The following is a 19,375-nucleotide window of genomic DNA, read 5'->3' on the forward strand; positions in this document are numbered from 1 at the left end:
ACGTATAAATAAAATAATTCATAGGCCAGGAGCCTAAAACCTTTTTGTAACTTAATTAACACACTGATTTATGTGCACTCACTAAAAATATGAAACTATACTAACTCCAATTGTTATGCTAAATTAGCGTTTGGCTTCAATAGACAAGAACGATAATTGCCTCAGTTATTTAATATCCACTTTTTTATTGCTTGATCAACTTTAATTGATAGATATAGATTTGTGCATTTTTTCCGAAATAAGGTTGCGAAAAGCATTATTCGTCATTTCATCCCATTTTTCAAAAAAGCTGAACACCGCTTCTCTAACTGTCTAAACTTAATCGGCTCCATCCATTCCGAAAAAAATGGCATCGTCTTTTAACAATGAATCAGCTTATTCATCTTCTGCACCTTAAATTATCTAATAATTGAGTGTTCCACATAAAGGATAAACCTAGAGGAATATGATAGAAATAATCAATCATGACAAATTATTGAAGATCCTTCATAAATGGTGACCCAATAGGAATAAGATAGCTTAAATCCCATATAGGAAGTGCAACAAGAGAGGAGAAAAACACTTTGTCCTTTTTCAAAGATCCGCTATCACCCGATCAAATGCTGGCTGTTATCAGAAATGGCCTGGGACCATCCCAGATTCCCAAAAGAATCATTATCATTGGTGCTGGCATGTCTGGGCTGGTTGCAGCATCCCTTTTAAAACAAGCGGGGCACGAAGTTACGATATTGGAGGCTACCGGGAGGGTCGGAGGGCGTGTTTTGACGATACGTGAGCCATTTTCAGAAGGTTCCTACCTTGAAGCAGGTGCCATGCGCATCCCGAATTATCATTACTTAGTTGCTGAATACATCAAGAAGTATGGTTTACGAGTCAACACTTTTATTAATGCGACTCCTAATGATCCCATTTATGCCAACGGAATCAAGACGATCGCTGCCATATATGAACGGAACCCGGATATACTCAGGTACCCTGTAGCACCCCATGAAAGAGGTAAAACAGCTGAAGAATTACTTAACATGGCAATTAAGCCTGTGACTGACTTCATCATTCAAAACCCACGTAGAAATTGGGAAATTGTCATCAAAGAGTTTGATAAATACTCCATGAGCTTCTTTTTGCAGTACAATCCAGTAGGAATGAGCCTTTCAACAGGGGCGATTGAAAGCATCAAAGTCCTAATGGGTTTAGAAGGATTCCCGGAACTTTCTTTTCCTGCCATACTTCGGGAACTTATGCCACTCTTTAATCCAGACATAGAATTTTTTGCAATCGAAGGAGGAAACGACCGGCTTCCTTATGCTTTTATACCGGAATTGAGGGATAATCTAAACTTCAGATATGAAGTGACAAAGATCATCCAACATGATAATCAAGTCACCATCCACTCTAAACATACTCAAAGCCAAAACCCCTTAACCGTTACAGGTGACCTTGCCATCGTGACTATCCCACTTCAATTGCTGCAATTTATGGATATTGAACCCCGGAATTCCTTTTCCCATAATAAGTGGAAGGCAATAAGGGAACTCCATTATGCTGCGTCCACGAAAATCGGACTTCAGTTTACACATAGGTTTTGGGAAAAAGAAGGAATCTTCGGTGGTAAATTGACGACCGATTTACCGATTAGATTTTCTTATTACCCCAGCCAAACGAGCAACCAGAGTGAATCAGGTATCATCTTGGCAAGTTATACATGGGAAGATGATGCCACTTTATGGGATATACTTCCTGAAAAAGACCGTATACAACACGCATTGAAAAATTTGGCCCAGGTCCATGGAAAACAAGTATATGATCATTTTTTATCAGGGGCTTCTTATAGCTGGACATTGAATCAGTATTCATACGGCGCTTTCTCCATGTTTAAACCTGGTCAGGAAACGGACTTGTTTCCATACATCCCGACACCTGAAGGAAGGGTCCACTTCGCTGGTGAGCATACATCAACAGTTCCAGCATGGATTGAAGGAGCCATTCAATCCGGCATCAGGGTTGCACATGAAGTGACGAATCTGCCTAGAACATTCAGAGAGCCTTTTTAAATGCATATCAATTAAAGAGCACTTGAAAAAACCTTCCCATTCGGAAGGTTTTTCTTCGTAAGCCCATTCACTTCACCCCTCCTTTTGCACCGAAGTCCACGATCCTTATGTCCACTTCATAATTAATATCAGCTTTACTGAAAATTTCGTCCCATTTCTGCTTATTTTTCTCCCAAAACTTTGGATGCTGATTTTCCACATAACGATAAAATCCCGCTACCCCTGTTTTATATTCATGCTGTAATTTGTATACGATTTTCTTGACGTCCTTCTTCACTTCATCCTCGGCAATACGCTCAATCTCTTTAAGATAGGCTTCTTCAAATGAATTTTCCTTACCATACCAATCTTCCGAAAGTCTAGCTGTGTACCCGACCTTAACATTGATCGTTAAATGATCACCGTCCAATTCCGTCGTGACCTTCCTCCTTGTCCTTTTTATCACTTCAACACTTAAAGGCTTACCGTGTTGGACCGCTTCGATTATTCCGCCTTTCACATTTCCGTTCAACCAATTTAAAGCAGCTATATCTTCATCATTCATGACTCCGACCAACTTTGAATTGTTGATTACCCCTGCACCCTCCAAAATTAATTTCCCTCTTCTAATATCAACGGCCTGAATGGCAAAGCTTCCATCTGATTGCAAACTTGAGGAAGCTTTGCCCATCGTTAAAGGCTGAAGGATTTTATTCGTTCTGTTCTCATTATCTTTCAATTCATAAATTACATTCGAAGGGATCTCCCCATCGTCGGCTAATCCCAAAATTTCTTTGGTCGGTCTCTTTGTTAAATAAACAAGGCAACTTCTCCTTGTATTATTATCGCGAATTGCCTGATTAATGATCGCTTCCATCGGGATTTTCTTTAATACATCTTCATTAATGAGCATGATACGCTGATGATTGGTTAAAACCGTATTGGTTATGAGCAAAGAATCCCTTATTGCTTCATGCAACGTTTTAGCACTGACTGTAACATTCTTATATTTTAGTTGAGCTTGATTCTCCTGAACACCATTTCCTGGAGGTACCAGAATTTGCTCTGTTAACATAATTTCGTCTTTCTTTTTACTATTATCGATTCCCATTCCCACCACAAGAGATAATTCTTCAATATTTTGACTGTCCCAACAGCCAGCAAGCAATGGAATAAACAAGATCAACCATAATCTTTTCATCCGTTTCTTCTGCTCCTTTTCACTTGAACGATTAGGAATGTAATAATTGGCAAGCCAATCAATATAAAGGGAAAAACATAACCCAGCAAATCGCTGAATTTAAAAATCTCGATTGTATTTTTAGGGACTTTGGCCAGGAAAAAAATGAGCGGAACCAAAACAATAAGGTTCGTTGAATACGAATTGTTGAAAATTTTCGTCAGTCCTTCTGCTGCGAAGTAATAGTAAATTGCATGAGTACAAAAGAACTGAAGAATCCAGGTGATTAATAGAAACAGCTCTAAACGCTCTATAAATATCCCTTTTACTTCATACGATTGAATAAAAGAAATGGTTGGCCATGTAACAGCTTTAACTTCCGGGACAGTCAGTGTAGCGACTACCAGAACATATGTAATAACATATAATATCATCGGTATGAAAAAACCGATTAACACGCCACTTTTTACTTTGTTTTGATTTTTAACGATACCAAACAAAAAGATGAAAAGTTCAATTCCAAAAAAAGACAAAGTCCCGGAACCCATTCCTTTCATCACGGGGAGTAATCCTTTTCCAAGTACAGGCTGCAGGTTTTTTATTTCGACTACTTTAATACTGAACATATAAATGAGCAAGACGATGACAATTGTCAGAGGTAGAAAGAATACGCACACCTTTGCAATGGCTTTAATTTTGCCTGTCAATAGATGCACACTTGCTAAAATCAATGTGAGTATCAATATTTCAACCGGGGTTTCCTCCAGCAAATAAAAGCGGACCATTTCACTCATTGCAAGCACTTCAAAGCTCGCCACGCCTACAAAGTACACCACTACGATCAACCCAATAATTTTGGAGAGCCACTTTCCATAGGCCTCCTCCATGTATGTGTAATAGCTAGCCACCTTATGTTTTTTTAACAGTACAACCAATAAGCATATGAAAAGGGCAATAGCAATCCCATTAAAAATCAAGACGATCCAACCATCGGATGAATTAATTTTTTCCGTTATCGTCCTTGGAAGCGTAAGCATCCCGACTCCTAACATGGCGCATGAAATAATCGAGGCCAATTCCCCTCTAAGAATTTTGCCGTCTGCTTGGCTCAAGAAAATTCTCCCCCTTTTTTCCGCTTCGGTAACCGGAGGAACGCGTCCTTCCACGTCTTTTTACCGATAAAATCCATTGGTTGAAAATAAGGTTCTTGAAAGCTAGTCAATTTCGACAAATGGCTGATAATGATGATAAAGAATAAAGTGGTTCCATATAGGCCTAAAACGGCGGAAAAAATCATCGCCCCGAACCTTAATGCCCTGAATGCCAGTCCAAAGCTATATTGTGGTACCGTAAAAGAGGTAATCGTCGTAATCGCAACGATTATGACCATGAGGGAACTAACAATATTCGCTTGAACGGCGGCTTGTCCAATAATGACGCCACCAACCAATCCAACCGTTTGCCCAATGGGCGCCGGGAGCCGGATACCTGCTTCACGAAGCAGTTCAATCGTCAATTCCATGATGATTGCCTCTACAAAAGGAGGAAAGGGAACGTTCTCCCTTGTTCCTGCTATTGACATAGCCAATTCTGTCGGAAGCAATCCAGGGTTGAACGAAACCAAGGAGATATAAATTCCTGAAAGAAAAACGGTAATAAATAAAGAAAAGTAACGAAGAACACGTAGAAAAGAACCCGCTACCCATCTTTCATAATAATCATCAGGTGACTGCAGAAGCATCGTCATTGTCGTAGGTGCCATCAATGCAAATGGTGAGCCGTCAACCATGATGACTACCCTTCCTTCCTGCAGTGACGCCAATACTTTATCCGGACGCTCCGTATTCTGGATCTGTGGGAAAGGACTAAACGATGTATCTTCAATTAATTCTTCAAGCATCCCCGAGTCTTGGAGATCGGTAGCTTTTACTCCATTTATCCGTTTATTCACTACTTTTAACAAAGAATTGCTTGCTTTACCTTCATAATAGATCAATGCAACCTTCCGCTTTTCAAGCGTTCCTAACTTCTGTTGTTTGACGATAAGGTTGGGATGGTTTGAATATTGCCTTATCAAGCCGATATTTTCCTGGAGACTTTCGATAAAGCCCATTTTCGGGCCCCGGACAACCCTCTCTGTCGAAGGTTCACCAAAAGTACGGTTTTTTTCCTTTTCCAGGTTCAAGACATAGCCATTTTCCATTCCATCTATAAACAAAAGTGTTTTCCCGTCAAAAATATGCTCTTTGGCTGTTTCATAGGTTTCCACATCCTGTTCCCTGACTGAACAGATTTTGGAAATGACCAGCTTCTCGATGGAAACCGGGTGCCTTGATTCGACCTGCGCAGCCGATAAATCCAGGACTATTTCATTGAATGCTGGATAGTCCATCGTTCCATTGACAAATACGAATAATCCTGAAACCTCATAACCGGGAATGAAAACCTGTTTAAAAACTACATCATCCTGCATATCCAATTCAGATTTCAATTTTTCCTGCTTTTGATCCAATTTAATATGCAAGGGTGTACTTTTCATGGTGAACTCCTTTGGTTGAATGGGTTTTATTTTAGTTTCCACTTTCTTCAATTATTTTATTCGAAAAGGAAATGGTGACAGTTTTTATAACCAACGATTTATATATATATCCCCATTTCCTTTAAGGAACATTAACATTGTAAATGGTTAATTTGTAATTAAATTGCAAATGCTAGAATAACCAGCTTTAGATTAGAGGTGACATCATTTGTTTAACCGCGGAAAGTTCAAAAAAAAACCCAATCAACCAAACGATAAAAATGATGAATTAAATAAAGTTTCGGAAGTAAGGGACCTATTCAATACCCTTTCTTCATCCCATGATTTCGTAAACCATCAAGGAACCTATAATGGCATAGGGTACTGGGTATCCTTTTATCGCTCTTTAATCGATGCAAAGGAACTTCACGAAAGTGTTCTTTCTGTCATACCGACTCTGGAAACGATAAATTTGGAGCAAATTAAGGAAAACGTACCAATTGAAAACACACTGATTACCAGTACCAAGATTGTAATCGAAGAAAGGATCATGAGAGGCGAAATTGCACTTCGTTTAGATGGAAATCTTGATGAATGCCTATTAATCAATGTTGCAGCCCAAAAAGGAAGACAAGTTGAGAAACCTGAACTCGAATTTGGGATCATAAGTGCTCAAGAAGCGTTTGTCGAGGATATTGATATCAATCTTAATCTAGTTAGAAAAAGGCTGCCGATCCCTGGTTTGCAAGTAAGTGAAATGACAGTGGGAACCTTGTCTAAAACGAAGGTGGCAGTTTTATCGATAGAAGGGATCGTTGATCAGGAAAACGTCGATAATGTTATACAAAGGATCAATGACGTAGAGTTTGATGAAATATTGGATGGGTCCTATCTCGCGCAAATGCTATATGATAATTCAAATACCTTATTTCCCCTTTTTCTAAATACGGAAAGGCCTGATCGCATCGCAAGTGCACTGGCTGAAGGTAAAGTGGCCTTGTTGATCGATAGGTCGTCCTCAGTACTCATTACTCCAACCATTTTGTTGGAATACTTTATCACCATGGAAGATTATAATATGCCTTGGATTCCGGCATCTGCTTTCCGGTTATTAAGGATATTCGCGGTCGCTTTTTCGATATTTGCCACTCCCATTTATGTAGCCGTTCTTACTTATCACTATGAACTGATTCCTAAAGACCTTTTGGAAACGATCGTCACTTCAAGGAACTTAATCCCCTTCCAGCCATTGATCGAAGCATTATTCTTGGAGATTTCCATTGAGCTATTACGTGAAGCGGCTGCCAGGCTGCCAACGAAGGTAGGTCAGACATTAGGTATCGTCGGCGGTATCGTAATCGGTCAGGCAGCCGTTGTAGCAGGTTTGACCAGTAATATCTTATTGATCATCGTTGCCCTTTCGGCATTGGCATCATTTGTAACTCCCATTTATAAAATGGGTAATGCCATACGACTTCTGCGGTTCCCCTTTTTAATCGGAGCCCAAATTTGGGGCCTGCTCGGCATTACCATAGCAGCCGTGTTTTTGATGACCCACCTCATCAAATTAACGTCGATGGGACATCCATACCTTGAACCGATATATCCATTTCGTATGCAAGATTGGAAAGACAGCTTTGTTCGGCTTCCCTTTAACATTTTCAAGTCGCGACCTGTAAATTTACGTCCTGATAATATATCCAGACAGCCACAGCCAAAAAAAGCAAGAATCAAAAAAAATGATTTTAATGAATGATTTAAATGAGGGGCCTATATGAACCAAGCTGGAGTTAATGAAAAATATAAGGTGTCACCGTTCTATGTGTTTTTTTTAGTGCATTCCATGCAAACGGGAGTAGGCGTTTTAAGTTTTCAAAGGGTATTGGCGAAGATAACTGGAACGGATGGCTGGATTTCGATACTACTTGCGGGCCTGATCGTACATATAATGATTTGGGTCATATATAAAATCTTCAGTATCGTTCCTGGTGATATTATTTCGGCAAATAATCATGCATTCGGGAAATGGATCGGGAATTTCTTCAGTCTAGTATTCATTCTTTACTTTTTTCTTCTTAGTATGACAGTCATGATCAGCTATATAAATGTCATACATGTATGGATGTTTGATGAGGTACCATCATGGGCGTTTGCTATAGTATTCCTGCTCGTGATTTATTATATAAATACGGGAGGGTTCCGTACGGTTACGGGTATTGCCTTTTTAAGCGTCATTTTGACATACTGGCTATTATTTGTCCTATTCTATGCCATGAAATACTCTGAATTCACCAATTTACTTCCTGTTTTCCACCACACTCTATCGGATATCTGGAAAGGAACCAGAAGTACTTCATTGACATTGCTTGGTTTTGAAATGATCGTGATGTATTACCCGTTCATCAAAGATGCTAAAACTTCACAAAAATATGCCCATGGTGGCGCCTTGACAACAACCTTAATAACCGTATTCGTTTATTTGGTTTCACTTGTTTTTTATTCACAAAAACAGTTGCAGCTGACTATATGGCCGACACTATCAATGACCAGCATTGTCGAGTTGCCCTTCATCCAGCGATTTGAATACATAGATGTATCTTGGTGGGCCATCGTCATCATTCCCAACATGACTATATCCTTGTGGGCAGCAAGCAGAGGTTTCAAGCGTTTATTCAATGTTCAGCAAAAGTATCCATTATGGGGGATGTCCATAATAATCCTGCTTACGAATATTTTTGTTGTTGATGTCGATTCCCTATATATACTGAATAAAATCATCAATCCATACGGCGTGCTCTTCCTTGTTTTATACTTGCCTCTTCTTTTGGTCATCATTTATATAAAGAAAAGGAGGAAACCTATATGAAAAAATTATTTCCTGTTATCTTGATCTTTCCCCTCCTTTGCAGCTGCGCCCAGCCAAGAGTGGTTGATGAAGTCAATATGTCCCAAGCCATTGGCTACGACATACGAAAGGATAAAATAATCGAAGGAATGTTCGTCATCCCTATCTTCCAACAGGACAAGACGGGTATGTATCAAATCTTAACTGGAACATCAACGACAACGAGTGATGTCCAGGCTATCGTTTCAAAAAAAGCAGATAAGCCGGTGTTGCTTGGACAGACACGCATCATTTTATTTAGCGAGAAAATGGTCCGTGAAATCGGAATAACAGAACTGACCGATTATTTCTACCGTGAGCCACAACTTGGAAACAGGGTCATTTTGGCCATCGTTGAAGGAAAGGTCAAGAATGTCATACATACGAAACCACCAAATACAAATGTGAATATTGGAATCTATTTATCGGATTTGATCAATCAACAAAATGAAACAGGGAACGGACCGGATACTAACCTTCATCTTTTTTTAGGAAACTCTCTAGAGACTGGCGGCGATTCGTATCTTCCTTTGTTTAAATTAATTAATGATGAAGTGGCTGTTTCTGGAATCGCCCTATTTCATGAGGATAAAATGGTCAGTAAAGTTCGAACGGATGATATGTTCATTTTTAAGACATTAGTTCAACATCATAGACGGGGAATTTACAAGTTCAAATTAAAAGACAAGCAGAAAAGTGATATCGTTGTGGAAAGTATCCGAAGTGGTTCAAGTTATGAGGTATCCGGCTCAGAGAGAAATCCCTCGATTTCGATTAAGATCAAAATTAAAGGCCAAATCAAGGAATCCATGAGAAGTGACAACCTTACCAATAGAAAGATGATAAAAAAAATTGAAAAGGAAATGGAAAATGACATAACCAAGCAAGCAAACCGTCTTATTAAAGATTTTCAAAAAAAATCGCTTGACCCGATTGGATTGAAGGAAAAATATCACGCCAAAAATAAAAAAATGACCTATGAACTTTGGAAAAAGATTTATCCGGTGATGGACATTAATGTAGAAACTAAAGTCAACATCATCCAAACCGGGGTCTCAGAATAATAAATTTTCAGGAATACTTTTCGATAAGGAGCTGACTTTATGAAAAAAAACATGAAATCAGTCATTACTACTTTAGTATTAGGTATAAGTTTAATCACAGGAATCTCTTTTGCTTCCGCAAGTAACGATATAAATGAATTGAACTCAGATAAAGTGATCTTCTTTGGCTCTCCAACTTCTGCGATTTCCAGTTCAGTTGCTATACCTCAAAGTTATAACCGGTTATTGTTTAGCGGAACAGTCGCCCCTCTTTTAAACAAGGATGGAAAAACCATTTATGAGAGATATGGCAATACAGAAAGGCAGGCAATCGGAATCTTAGAAAAATTAAAAGCAGATTTGAAAACTAAAGGACTTTCCCTCGCTAATGTAACCTATCTGCGTGTGTATGTCGCGCCAGATCCAAACAAAGCAGATAAACCAGATTATCAAGGTTGGTTTGATGCGTATGCCCTGTTCTTTAATACAAAGGATAATCCAGTAAAAACCGCTCGTTCTACAGTAGGGGTTCAAAGTCTGGTTTCGCCGGATTATCTTATTGAGATTGAAGCAGAGGTAGCCTATAAAAATAACAGCAAGTCAAAAAAATAGACGATGAAAATGAATGGTCATGTTTCAATGCCGGTGTTCCAGGCCTAGTTATCATTCTTATCATTGCACTCCGGAAAACTATTGAATACAAAAAGAGACAGGAATTATACCTGTCTCTCACTGCATTTAATCAATCATGAAAATTCATTCCATCCGTCACTTCTTTAACAATGCCCGCATTGATGACAAAGTCTCCGAAATGCTCTCCTTGCTGACGTTCTTTTGCATATCGGGAAAGAAGTACACGCAACTCTTTCAATATCTCTTCTTCACCGATGTTTTCACGGTACATTTTGCTTAATCGGCTTCCGTCGAATGCAGCACCCAGATACATATTATATTTGCCAGGTGCCTTACCGATAAAACCTATTTCCCCGAGTGCATGCCGGGCACAGCCATTCGGACAACCAGTCATGCGTATCGTGATTTCTTCGTTCTTCAGCCCGTTTTCATCTACGATGTCCTCGATTTTATCAAGCAGAACCGGCAAATAACGCTCCGCTTCGGCCATTGCCAACCCGCATGTTGGAAGCGCCACGCATGCAATCGAGCTGCGTCGGAGCGCCGAATGATGTGTACCATCCGTCAAACCGTATGTCTCAAGCAATTCTATGATTTTTTTCTTTTTCTGACTTGATACATCTGCAATGATCAGGTTTTGATTGGCCGTCAAACGGAAATCACCCGTATGGATCTTTGCAATTTCACGCAAACCGGTCATCAGCTTGTAATCATTGGAATCGGCAATTCGGCCACCCTCGACAAAAAATGTAAAATGCCATTTTCCTTGCACACCTTCTACCCATCCATAGCGGTCACCATTATTATCAAAATGATAAGTTCTCGCTTCATCCAGCTTCCATTCTAGACGATTTTCCAATTCAGCCTTTACCGTTTCGAGCCCAAGCCTGTCAACCGTATACTTGAACCGTGCATTTTTCCGTACGGACCGGTTTCCATAATCACGCTGAATCGTAATGACTTTTTCAGCCACATCCAATATTTGATCAGGGGTGCAAAAGCCGATTATTTTGGCTAATTGGGGATATGTCGCCTTGTCACCGTGGGTCATTCCCATACCGCCGCCGATCGCCACATTAAAACCAATGAGTTTTCCATTTTCAACAATTGCGATGAAGCCAAGATCCTGGGAGTAAACATCAATGTCATTCGATGGAGGGACCGCAATGCCTATTTTAAACTTCCTTGGCAAATAATGCTTTCCATACATTGGTTCGACTTCCTCCAATTCAGGAGTACCGACCACTTTTTCTTCATCCAGCCAGATTTCATGGTACGCCCTTGTACGTGGCAATAGATAATCACTCAATTTTTTCGACCATTCATATACTTCGGAATGGATTTCGGATTGAAATGGAATTGAATTGCACATTACGTTCCGGTTTACATCTCCGCATGCAGCGATTGTATCCAGCATGGAAGCATGGATTTCCTGAATGTTTTTTTTCATATTCCATTTTAAAATACCATGCATTTGAAATGTTTGCCTTGTGGTCAATTTCAAGGTCCCGTTACCGTATTTTTGGGCAAGGTCATCCATAACAAGCCATTGAGAAGGCTGTGCCACCCCGCCGGGCATGCGGACACGCAACATAAACTGATAGGCAGGCTCCAGTTTTTGTTTCTGACGCTCATTGCGTAGATCCCGGTCATCCTGCAAATAACTGCCGTGATGTTTCATTAGTCGATTGTCATCATCCGGAATACCAGCACTAATCCGATCCTGCATCACTTTTCCAAGTGTACCTCGCAAATAATCGCTTTTGTCTTTAATTTGCTCAACATCACTAGGCGGGCCTTCTGGTGCTTTCAATAGTGCTTTCAATAGTGGGTTCACCATGTTGTTATCTCCTTTACCTCCAAATTTTCAGTACACATCACGTTGATAGCGTTTATTTTGTTGCAATTCTTCAAGATAAGCTTGCGCATCAGCATGGCTCATATTGCCTTCTTTTTCTATGATCTCAATAAGCGTATTATGGACGTCATGTGCCATGTTTTTCTCGTCACCGCAAATGTATACAGCTGCCCCTTCTTGAAGCCATCCGTATAATTCCCCGCTGTGCTCGCGCATCCGATTTTGAACATACACTTTTTCATCAGTATCACGTGAAAAGGCAACATCCATTTTCGTAAGTACGCCTGTTTCCAACCACTTTTGCCATTCAGTCTGATAAAGGAAATCCGTCACGAAATGCTGATCGCCGAAAAAGAGCCACGTTTTCCCTTTCGCTTCCGATTCTTCGCGATCTTGGATAAAAGATCTGAACGGAGCTATGCCCGTTCCCGGTCCAATCATGATTATTGGAGTGTCGGGGTTATTCGGCTGCTTGAAATTCTGGTTATGCTGAATGTAAACAGGCAGCATGTCCCCAGGCTGTAACCGGTCCGCACATAAAATGGAGCAGACACCTTTTCTTTCTCTTCCGTGACTTTCATACCGGACAGCTCCGATTGTCAAATGCACTTCATCCGGATATGCGGATAAGCTACTCGCAATTGAATATAGGCGGGCTGGAATTTTCCGGAGAATTGATACGAATTCTTGCGCCGATTCACCCCATGAGCCAAAATCACGGACAAAATCAAGCAAATCACGGCCTTCACGATATTCTTTTAACCTTTCTTCATTACCAGGCGCTAAAAGCTCCTTTAAATCCTCATTATCTGTAAGCTGGGCCGCTTGTTCAATGAGGGATTTTGTCAAAACCGTAATTTCAAAATCGGAGATGAGCGATTCCCTGAACTTACGAACTTCTCCCTGCTTATTGACCTTCACGGTTTCTTCTGGGTCCCAATTCAGTTCCTTAAGAAGCATATCCACTAAATCCGAATCATTTTTCGGATACATACCAAGGCTGTCTCCAGGTTCGAATGTAAGACCAGAGCCCTCAAGAGATAACTCGAGATGATGTGTCTCTTTATTGGAGCCACGACCGTTCAAATTTATGTTTTCAAGCACTTCCGCTTTAAACGGATTTGTTCTCGAATACGTTTGTTCACCTACTGAAGCCATCGTTGCGGGAACTGCAGCAACAGAACTGCCTTGCCCTTCATTTAAACTAGAAATGACTCCTTCCAGCCATTCAGAAGCAGGCTCATCATAATCAAGGTCGCAGTCCATTCGCGGAAATAACCGTGTCCCGCCTAGTTCCTCCAAGCGTTTATCGAATTGTTTTCCCGTTTCACAGAAAAACTCATATGAGCTGTCCCCAAGCGCCAATACTGAAAAGCGGACACCTTCGAGGCTTGGTGCCCTCCTGCCATGAAGGTACTCATGGAAAGACAATGTATTATCCGGCGGATCACCTTCTCCATGCGTGCTAACGGAAATGAGGAGATTTTGGACTTTTTTCAAATTGTTGAATTTAAAGTCACTCATGGATGAAATGGTAACCTGAAAGCCATTACCCTCAAGCTTACTCGCTGCATTTTCTGCCAGCCCTTGAGCATTGCCCGACTGTGAACCATAAAGAATGGTCACCTCTTTTGATACTGTCTTTCCGCTGCTTTGAGCTTCCAATACCGGAGCGTCGGCTGAACTCATATTCGAAACTGACAATGATGCTGTCAGATAACCGCTCAACCAAACTTTTTGTGTTTCTGTCAAGCTGGGCAGGAGGCTGTTAAGGAGCTCTGCCTGCTCATGTTTAAAGGGACTGTTACTTACCTGAAGTTGCACGATTTCCACCTCACAAAGGGATATTAACTTATCTTAGTTGATTCTTAGGTATAACGAGTGGGTTAAACATTTTTATTTCCATCCATAAAATAATTAACTCGTTTACTCCTATAGACGAAGTCGGTTTTAACTACAAAAAAAATTGAAAATACAGTCATATAGGTTCATAGCACGCTACAAATAAAAAATTAGGTTATAAAGGACATTAACCTTCCCCAGCTTATACTCTTCCTAAAATAAGTTTCTCATTAAAACTTTACTGGAAGGCGCATCATTAGTAAAATATATATAATTTATTGTAACTATTAAGAATATTAATAATAAGGAGAAATTTCTATGTACTATGATGCTCTAAAAACATTTGTGACCCTTGTCGAAGTCAAAAATTTTACTAAAACAGCAGAAATGCTTCTTATGTCGCAACCAAGTGTTAGTTTGCATATAAAAAAATTGGAAGAAGAGTTCCAAACCAAATTATTTCTCCGTTCTCCTAAATTCCTAAAAGTCACCATAACGGGAGAAATTCTTTACGACCGGGCCAAACAAATGATCACAATCTATGAACAGACCAGACAAGACATTCAGGAACACGATAGGTCCATCAAGGGCGAATTGAAGATAGGAGCAAGTTTTACAATAGGAGAGTATATCCTTCCTTCTTTACTCATCGACCTTCAAGAGGACTATCCTGAACTTGAACTTCAAGTCGTAATCGGAAACACGGAAGAAATCGTTCAAGCCGTTCGGCTATACAAAGTGGATATTGGTTTAATCGAAGGTCAAACTAATGAAAAAGAGCTTTCTGTTCACCCATTCATGCAAGATGAGCTATTCATTGTGTCTTCTAACAATCATGAACTCGCTAATAAAGACGAAGTCGAGATTACTGATTTACATGACCAAGCATGGGTAACAAGGGAAGTTGGATCAGGGACACGCGAATACCTTAATCACGTCATACGTTCAAATGGATTGAAAATTAAATCGATACTCACGATAAGCAGTAATCAAGGAATTAAAGAAACACTTATAAAAAATGGCTTGGGGCTGGCACTGCTTTCCCGAAGTGTAATTGAAAGGGATGTACAAAATAAAATCCTTTCTATTATTCAGGTAAAAAATGAATCATTTAACAGAACACTTTCGTACGTCTATTCCCCAATCATGGAAGATAAAAAGAATGTCAAAACTTTCATAACTGAATTAAACAAAAAATGGCCTATGAAAGCAAAGCCGATAGGATGATCATTGGAAAATATGCTATTCCAATAATGAAGTTACAGACACATGATGTCAGGAACTTATTGGTGATATTATTAAACAATCATAAGCCAAGATGATCCGGGACTAGACTGTTTAAACATCGGCTTTAATATACTTAATTAAGAAGTCTGAGTAAATCCAAACTTGTCAATCTTATTCACATTAACTTATAAACAATTGGGTATATGAATAAATAGAGGATTCTTCATATATTGATTTTTGTTTTCCTTGATTAGATAAAAAATAATATCAATTTTTGTATGGGAGCGGGTTTTATGAATATTGAGATTAAAGAAGCAGCGATTGAACAACTATTAAAAGTGAATTATAAAGAGAATGAAGGTGTTCGCATCGAAGCCATTTATGTTGGTAGCTGTTCGATTTATGTGGAACATGAATTGAAAATTGATAATAAGAACGAAGATGATGAGAGGTTCATAATCGATGGGGTCCCCGTATTAATTTCAAGTGAGTCTAAAAAGCATCTTCCCGATAAAGTCTTTCTTAATTACAGTGATGGACTTGGATACAAATTATATTCAGAAGATGAAACATTGAGATATAATCTCCAATTGAATAGAGTGAATTAAAAAAATGAACATAATAAAAAGCCCATGTGTTCCAGTTGGGCTTTTTGTGTTTATACTCAAAAAATTTATCATCGGCGATTTACCTAGAGGGATTTTATTTTCCTTTAGGATAGCACTGCACGAATAGCTCCATTATTAACTAGTATTTTTATCTATTCTATTTTTTATTAAACTAAATCGTTTCGATGCTAATTTTCAAATAATAATGACCGAAAGTTTAAAGATTTATTGTTATTATTCTTCCACCCTCCTGGACTCTAAGTGCCTCTCCAGTTTCCTTTTTACCCGCTGAAGTGCATTATCGATCGTCTTTTTTTGAACATTCAGTTCTTTTGCTATTTCAAAATAAGTTTTTCCTTCCAGGTACAAGTCCACAACACTGCTTTCCAACTCAGTAAGGACTTCGGTTAAAATTAGCTCAATATCGCAAATTTCTTCTGATTTTATTAAAATCGTGACTGGGTCATTTTGTCTCTGTTCAGGAATTAGATCAATTAGGCCCTGTTCAGACTCCCCTTGATAGATAGGCATATACAATGAAACATAATTATTTAAGGGAGAATGCTTTTGGCGAATAGCCGCTTTAACAGCCGTTATGATTTGTCTTGTAATGCAAAGTTCCGCAAATGATCTGAAAGACGACTTTTTGCAATTTTTGTAGTCTCGAATGGCCTTATATAGTCCAATCATCCCTTCCTGAAAGACGTCTTCCTTATCTCCACCCGTTAAAAAATACTTCAAAGCATTTGATTGAACGACACATCTGTATTTTTTAATTAAAAAGTCCAGTGCATCCTCATCACCATTATGGATTTTTCCAACCAACATTACATCTTCCATATGAGTATAGTTTTCCATTCGTTTCTTCTCGATGATTACACTCATTTATTTTCCCCCACTCACTTAATTGAGCCCCGACATAAGGTTGCATTATCACTTCAATGTGTTAATTCAATATAATAATATCTCAGAAATGAAGATAATGATATTCGCAAATAACGACATTTTTCAACAAAATACTGATATTTATAACTAGACACTTTCAGTCAGCTTTACTTTAATTGATTTGGTAAGGTCTCGTCATTTAATTATAAATAATATTATAAAAGAACTATTCTGCACTAATGATTTAATATAGTCTATTCAAAAAGGCAAGACGGAATCTATGGCACCTTTTACTTTTACTTCATTAGCTTTAGTTTGAAAAATAAGGATGCCATTTAAAACATCGCCTCTAAATTAGCTGGTTTCATTTAAACTTTGTAAAATAAAAAAGCACCCTTCAAAGGATGCTTTAACATATTATCAGTTATAAAATGGAGAACTGGAATTTAATTTCGCCAATGAACCCCAATGTTGAAAATCCTAACTTAAGCATTCATAAGTTATTAAAGCGGTGGATTTTGCACACCTAGATGAATCCAATCTTCTTTTGGCGGACCATAAACCCCATAAGGTTTTATTCCTGCTTGACGCATCAGAACTGTAACTTGTCCGCGATGATGAACAATATGCTTGATTAGCCCCATAAGGATGGAAGCATTTGTTTCCTGTCTTCCAAACGCTTCTTGTATTTGTCCCAGTGATTCGTCTGTCCATTGCTGTTCAATAATTTGGGCTGCGTGAGAACTTACATTTTTAAAAGTGATGGCAATTTCCCGGGCTGAAGATGGAACGTTTTCCGAACTTTCTATCCGTTCTATCTTTAACCCGAAATGATCTAGATAATCTGGAATGTTCGTTGTGAAATGCCATGCAATTCTTCCTAAAGTGCGACCTTCAGGATAAACTTGTTGATCTAAGGATTCATCAGTCAAACCATCCAAAACATTTTGAGTCAGTATGGCTTCTTTATTCCATTCTTTAATAAAATCCGAAATTGAAATATACATATAATCCCTCCCTATTTCGATAGATAATTACTTAAAGCACATTATAAAACATACGTTCCCTCATTACAAATTCCTTAATGAACATGCGATGGAACTTCAGTTGAAATCTGAGAGTGGATTTTTTTCATCCGGTTGTTATTCCCATTCTTCAAGAGTTGAAATGGAAAACCCATGTACATAAAATTGCATACGTAAACTTTTCGTCCAGTATTCGACCTAAACCGGAAGTGCAATGCTCTACAAATCATCCTACACTAGCTATACACAACAAGAATCACTACTTTATAATAAAGGATAATCATGTTATTAATATAGATAAATTCATTATTGGTTAGGAGAAAAAGCCATGCAAAATAAGCTTAGTATAGGAGAAATGGCGAAGTTGCGAGGTGTAACCGTAGATACATTGCGTCATTACGATAAAATTGGATTGCTAAAGCCTTATCATATTGATCCCGAAACTGGCTATCGTTATTACTCCATTTCCCAGTATGAAGTTCTCGGAACGATAAAAGATTTAAGGAGCATCGGATTTTCCTTAGGGGAAATCAAGCAATTTCTTACGAATCGCAATGTAAAAAAGTCGGTTGAATCACTTCAAAAATCAATGGCGAATATTCAGGAAGAAATTAAGAAATTGCAAGATATCCATAATATATTGATGACCCGATTATACAATATTGAACATTTCACAAACAGTTACAGGAATTCGGATATCGTGATAAAACAATTTGAAGAACGGGAATACATCCAGCTAGGCAGATCGGTAAGTTGGGCGGATACAGAAAATCTTTATTTTGGATACTTGGAGCTCGAAAACAGGATTGGTGGAATCATTCCTGCATTGGCCAGCAATAAATTTGGAGATTTTATCAAGAAAGAGTATTTTGATAAAATTCGTCAATCATCTGACTTTTCCTCTAACCTAAGTGACTATCAATCTCAGTTATTCATTCTAGTTCAGGATGAAGAGTCAGGGCAACCAACCCAAAAAATTGAAGAAGGCCTATTTTTATGTTCCTATTATGGAGGACTCACAAGGGAAAAAATGCTACCCCAGCTAAAAAAGCTACTCCATTATTGCGATACACATGGTTATGTTATTACCGGTGACGCCTTTCGAATTATGCAGGTCGACGTTTCTCTTACCGATCAATATGATGAAGCTTATTATGAAATACAAATTCCGATTCAAGAGAAAGTAACTAGTAAACAGCCTTCGAAATGAAAGCATTATCATTTCAAAGGCTGTTTTTTTTGTATCGTAACTGTTTACTCTGGTGTTAGACGAGACTTTATAATGGATTTACACATACTGAATGGAGTGATGCATTCCTAAATGAAACAGCAAAGCATTATTTTGAAAAATCATTATGTTCTAAGGAGTGATGCCTTTAATTAAAAATGTGAAATCAAAAAAGACAAGGCCTTTACGAAGTAGTTCCTTGCATTTTCCTACTCTTCTTTACCAACTCCTCTCTGCGGCCGATTAGAGGACAGGCAAAAAAAGAGGAATTATGAAAACGGTTAAAAACATTCAGGCATAAAGTTGTTTCAGTTCACAAGTAAACACTTTTTATGTTGATTATCCTTTAAAACAAAAATGATAACTTTTCATTACCTGGATATATACGGGATTTTTAAGTTAAATATTCCGAAT

At 38.7% G+C, this 19,375-nt stretch carries 15 protein-coding genes; 8 read left to right on the forward strand and 7 right to left on the reverse strand.

The features are described from left to right. Positions 1 to 599: 599 nt before the first annotated feature. On the forward strand, positions 600 to 2,051 hold the full coding sequence (locus tag BW986_RS23275; protein ID WP_076371576.1) for a flavin monoamine oxidase family protein: 1,452 nt from the start codon (positions 600 to 602) through the stop codon (positions 2,049 to 2,051). A gap of 67 nt (positions 2,052 to 2,118) precedes the next feature. On the opposite strand, the gene BW986_RS23280 is transcribed toward BW986_RS23275, so the two are convergent. From BW986_RS23280 to BW986_RS23290, 3 genes are read right to left on the reverse strand one after another with little or no spacing between them, the layout of a single operon-like run. Next, on the reverse strand, positions 2,119 to 3,231 hold the full coding sequence (locus BW986_RS23280) for a Ger(x)C family spore germination protein (RefSeq protein ID WP_076371266.1): 1,113 nt from the start codon (positions 3,229 to 3,231) through the stop codon (positions 2,119 to 2,121). Then, the gene (locus tag BW986_RS23285) at positions 3,228 to 4,322 is read right to left on the reverse strand and encodes a GerAB/ArcD/ProY family transporter (protein WP_076371268.1); all 1,095 of its coding nucleotides are present in this window, start codon (positions 4,320 to 4,322) and stop codon (positions 3,228 to 3,230) included. Before BW986_RS23285 ends, BW986_RS23280 begins: the two co-directional genes overlap by 4 nt. After that, positions 4,319 to 5,749, reverse strand: a complete 1,431-nt coding sequence (locus tag BW986_RS23290) for a spore germination protein (RefSeq protein WP_076371270.1) — start codon at positions 5,747 to 5,749, stop codon at positions 4,319 to 4,321. Before BW986_RS23290 ends, BW986_RS23285 begins: the two co-directional genes overlap by 4 nt. 208 nt (positions 5,750 to 5,957) lie before the next feature. On the opposite strand from BW986_RS23290, the gene BW986_RS23295 reads away from it, so the two are divergent. The 4 genes from BW986_RS23295 to BW986_RS23310 are packed head-to-tail and all read left to right on the forward strand — an operon-like array spanning position 5,958 to position 10,267. Further along, positions 5,958 to 7,484 (forward strand): spore germination protein, encoded by a 1,527-nt coding sequence (locus BW986_RS23295; RefSeq protein WP_076371272.1) that lies wholly within the window; start codon positions 5,958 to 5,960, stop codon positions 7,482 to 7,484. 18 nt (positions 7,485 to 7,502) lie between these two features. Next, entirely contained in the window at positions 7,503 to 8,594 is a 1,092-nt protein-coding gene (locus BW986_RS23300; RefSeq protein WP_076371274.1) for a GerAB/ArcD/ProY family transporter, read from the forward strand. Further along, a complete protein-coding gene (locus BW986_RS23305) occupies positions 8,591 to 9,676 on the forward strand; it encodes a Ger(x)C family spore germination protein (RefSeq protein ID WP_076371276.1) in 1,086 nt (361 codons plus the stop codon). The genes BW986_RS23300 and BW986_RS23305 overlap by 4 nt, the downstream gene beginning before the upstream one ends. A 39-nt stretch (positions 9,677 to 9,715) precedes the next feature. Next, positions 9,716 to 10,267 (forward strand): Rid family hydrolase, encoded by a 552-nt coding sequence (locus BW986_RS23310; protein WP_076371279.1) that lies wholly within the window; start codon positions 9,716 to 9,718, stop codon positions 10,265 to 10,267. 130 nt (positions 10,268 to 10,397) lie between these two features. Here BW986_RS23310 and cysI read toward each other — a convergent pair whose 3' ends face one another. Beyond that, positions 10,398 to 12,128, reverse strand: a complete 1,731-nt coding sequence (cysI, locus tag BW986_RS23315; RefSeq protein WP_076371281.1) for an assimilatory sulfite reductase (NADPH) hemoprotein subunit — start codon at positions 12,126 to 12,128, stop codon at positions 10,398 to 10,400. A gap of 27 nt (positions 12,129 to 12,155) precedes the next feature. Further along, on the reverse strand, positions 12,156 to 13,970 hold the full coding sequence (locus BW986_RS23320; protein WP_076371283.1) for an assimilatory sulfite reductase (NADPH) flavoprotein subunit: 1,815 nt from the start codon (positions 13,968 to 13,970) through the stop codon (positions 12,156 to 12,158). A 336-nt stretch (positions 13,971 to 14,306) separates the two neighbouring features. Here BW986_RS23320 and BW986_RS23325 point away from each other — a divergent pair, with 336 nt between their 5' ends. After that, the gene (locus BW986_RS23325; RefSeq protein WP_076371285.1) at positions 14,307 to 15,215 is read left to right on the forward strand and encodes a LysR family transcriptional regulator; all 909 of its coding nucleotides are present in this window, start codon (positions 14,307 to 14,309) and stop codon (positions 15,213 to 15,215) included. Positions 15,216 to 15,508: 293 nt separating this feature from the next. Next, a complete protein-coding gene (locus BW986_RS23330; RefSeq protein WP_076371287.1) occupies positions 15,509 to 15,823 on the forward strand; it encodes an iron-sulfur cluster biosynthesis family protein in 315 nt (104 codons plus the stop codon). 234 nt (positions 15,824 to 16,057) lie between these two features. On the opposite strand, the gene sigH is transcribed toward BW986_RS23330, so the two are convergent. Both sigH and BW986_RS23340 read right to left on the reverse strand, forming a co-directional pair. Next, positions 16,058 to 16,708 (reverse strand): RNA polymerase sporulation sigma factor SigH, encoded by a 651-nt coding sequence (sigH, locus tag BW986_RS23335; RefSeq protein ID WP_076371289.1) that lies wholly within the window; start codon positions 16,706 to 16,708, stop codon positions 16,058 to 16,060. Positions 16,709 to 17,211: 503 nt separating this feature from the next. Further along, positions 17,212 to 17,715: a DinB family protein gene (locus BW986_RS23340; protein ID WP_076371291.1), complete on the reverse strand. Its 504-nt coding sequence runs from the start codon at positions 17,713 to 17,715 to the stop codon at positions 17,212 to 17,214. A gap of 346 nt (positions 17,716 to 18,061) precedes the next feature. On the opposite strand from BW986_RS23340, the gene BW986_RS23345 reads away from it, so the two are divergent. Further along, entirely contained in the window at positions 18,062 to 18,943 is an 882-nt protein-coding gene (locus tag BW986_RS23345; RefSeq protein WP_076371293.1) for a MerR family transcriptional regulator, read from the forward strand. Positions 18,944 to 19,375 lie beyond the last annotated feature (432 nt).

This window comes from Peribacillus simplex (assembly GCF_900156045.1).
In the GTDB taxonomy this organism is placed as follows: Bacteria; Bacillota; Bacilli; order Bacillales; family DSM-1321; genus Peribacillus; species Peribacillus simplex_D.

Coding starts and splice junctions, on each gene's coding strand:
- BW986_RS23275 (WP_076371576.1), top strand. CDS start 600: ATGCTGGCTGTTATCAGAAATGGCCTGGGACCATCCCAGATTCCCAAA.
- BW986_RS23280 (WP_076371266.1), bottom strand. CDS start 3,231: ATGAAAAGATTATGGTTGATCTTGTTTATTCCATTGCTTGCTGGCTGT.
- BW986_RS23290 (WP_076371270.1), bottom strand. CDS start 5,749: ATGAAAAGTACACCCTTGCATATTAAATTGGATCAAAAGCAGGAAAAA.
- BW986_RS23300 (WP_076371274.1), top strand. CDS start 7,503: ATGAACCAAGCTGGAGTTAATGAAAAATATAAGGTGTCACCGTTCTAT.
- BW986_RS23305 (WP_076371276.1), top strand. CDS start 8,591: ATGAAAAAATTATTTCCTGTTATCTTGATCTTTCCCCTCCTTTGCAGC.
- BW986_RS23310 (WP_076371279.1), top strand. CDS start 9,716: ATGAAAAAAAACATGAAATCAGTCATTACTACTTTAGTATTAGGTATA.
- cysI (WP_076371281.1), bottom strand. CDS start 12,128: ATGGTGAACCCACTATTGAAAGCACTATTGAAAGCACCAGAAGGCCCG.
- BW986_RS23325 (WP_076371285.1), top strand. CDS start 14,307: ATGTACTATGATGCTCTAAAAACATTTGTGACCCTTGTCGAAGTCAAA.
- BW986_RS23330 (WP_076371287.1), top strand. CDS start 15,509: ATGAATATTGAGATTAAAGAAGCAGCGATTGAACAACTATTAAAAGTG.
- sigH (WP_076371289.1), bottom strand. CDS start 16,708: ATGAGTGTAATCATCGAGAAGAAACGAATGGAAAACTATACTCATATG.
- BW986_RS23340 (WP_076371291.1), bottom strand. CDS start 17,715: ATGTATATTTCAATTTCGGATTTTATTAAAGAATGGAATAAAGAAGCC.
- BW986_RS23345 (WP_076371293.1), top strand. CDS start 18,062: ATGCAAAATAAGCTTAGTATAGGAGAAATGGCGAAGTTGCGAGGTGTA.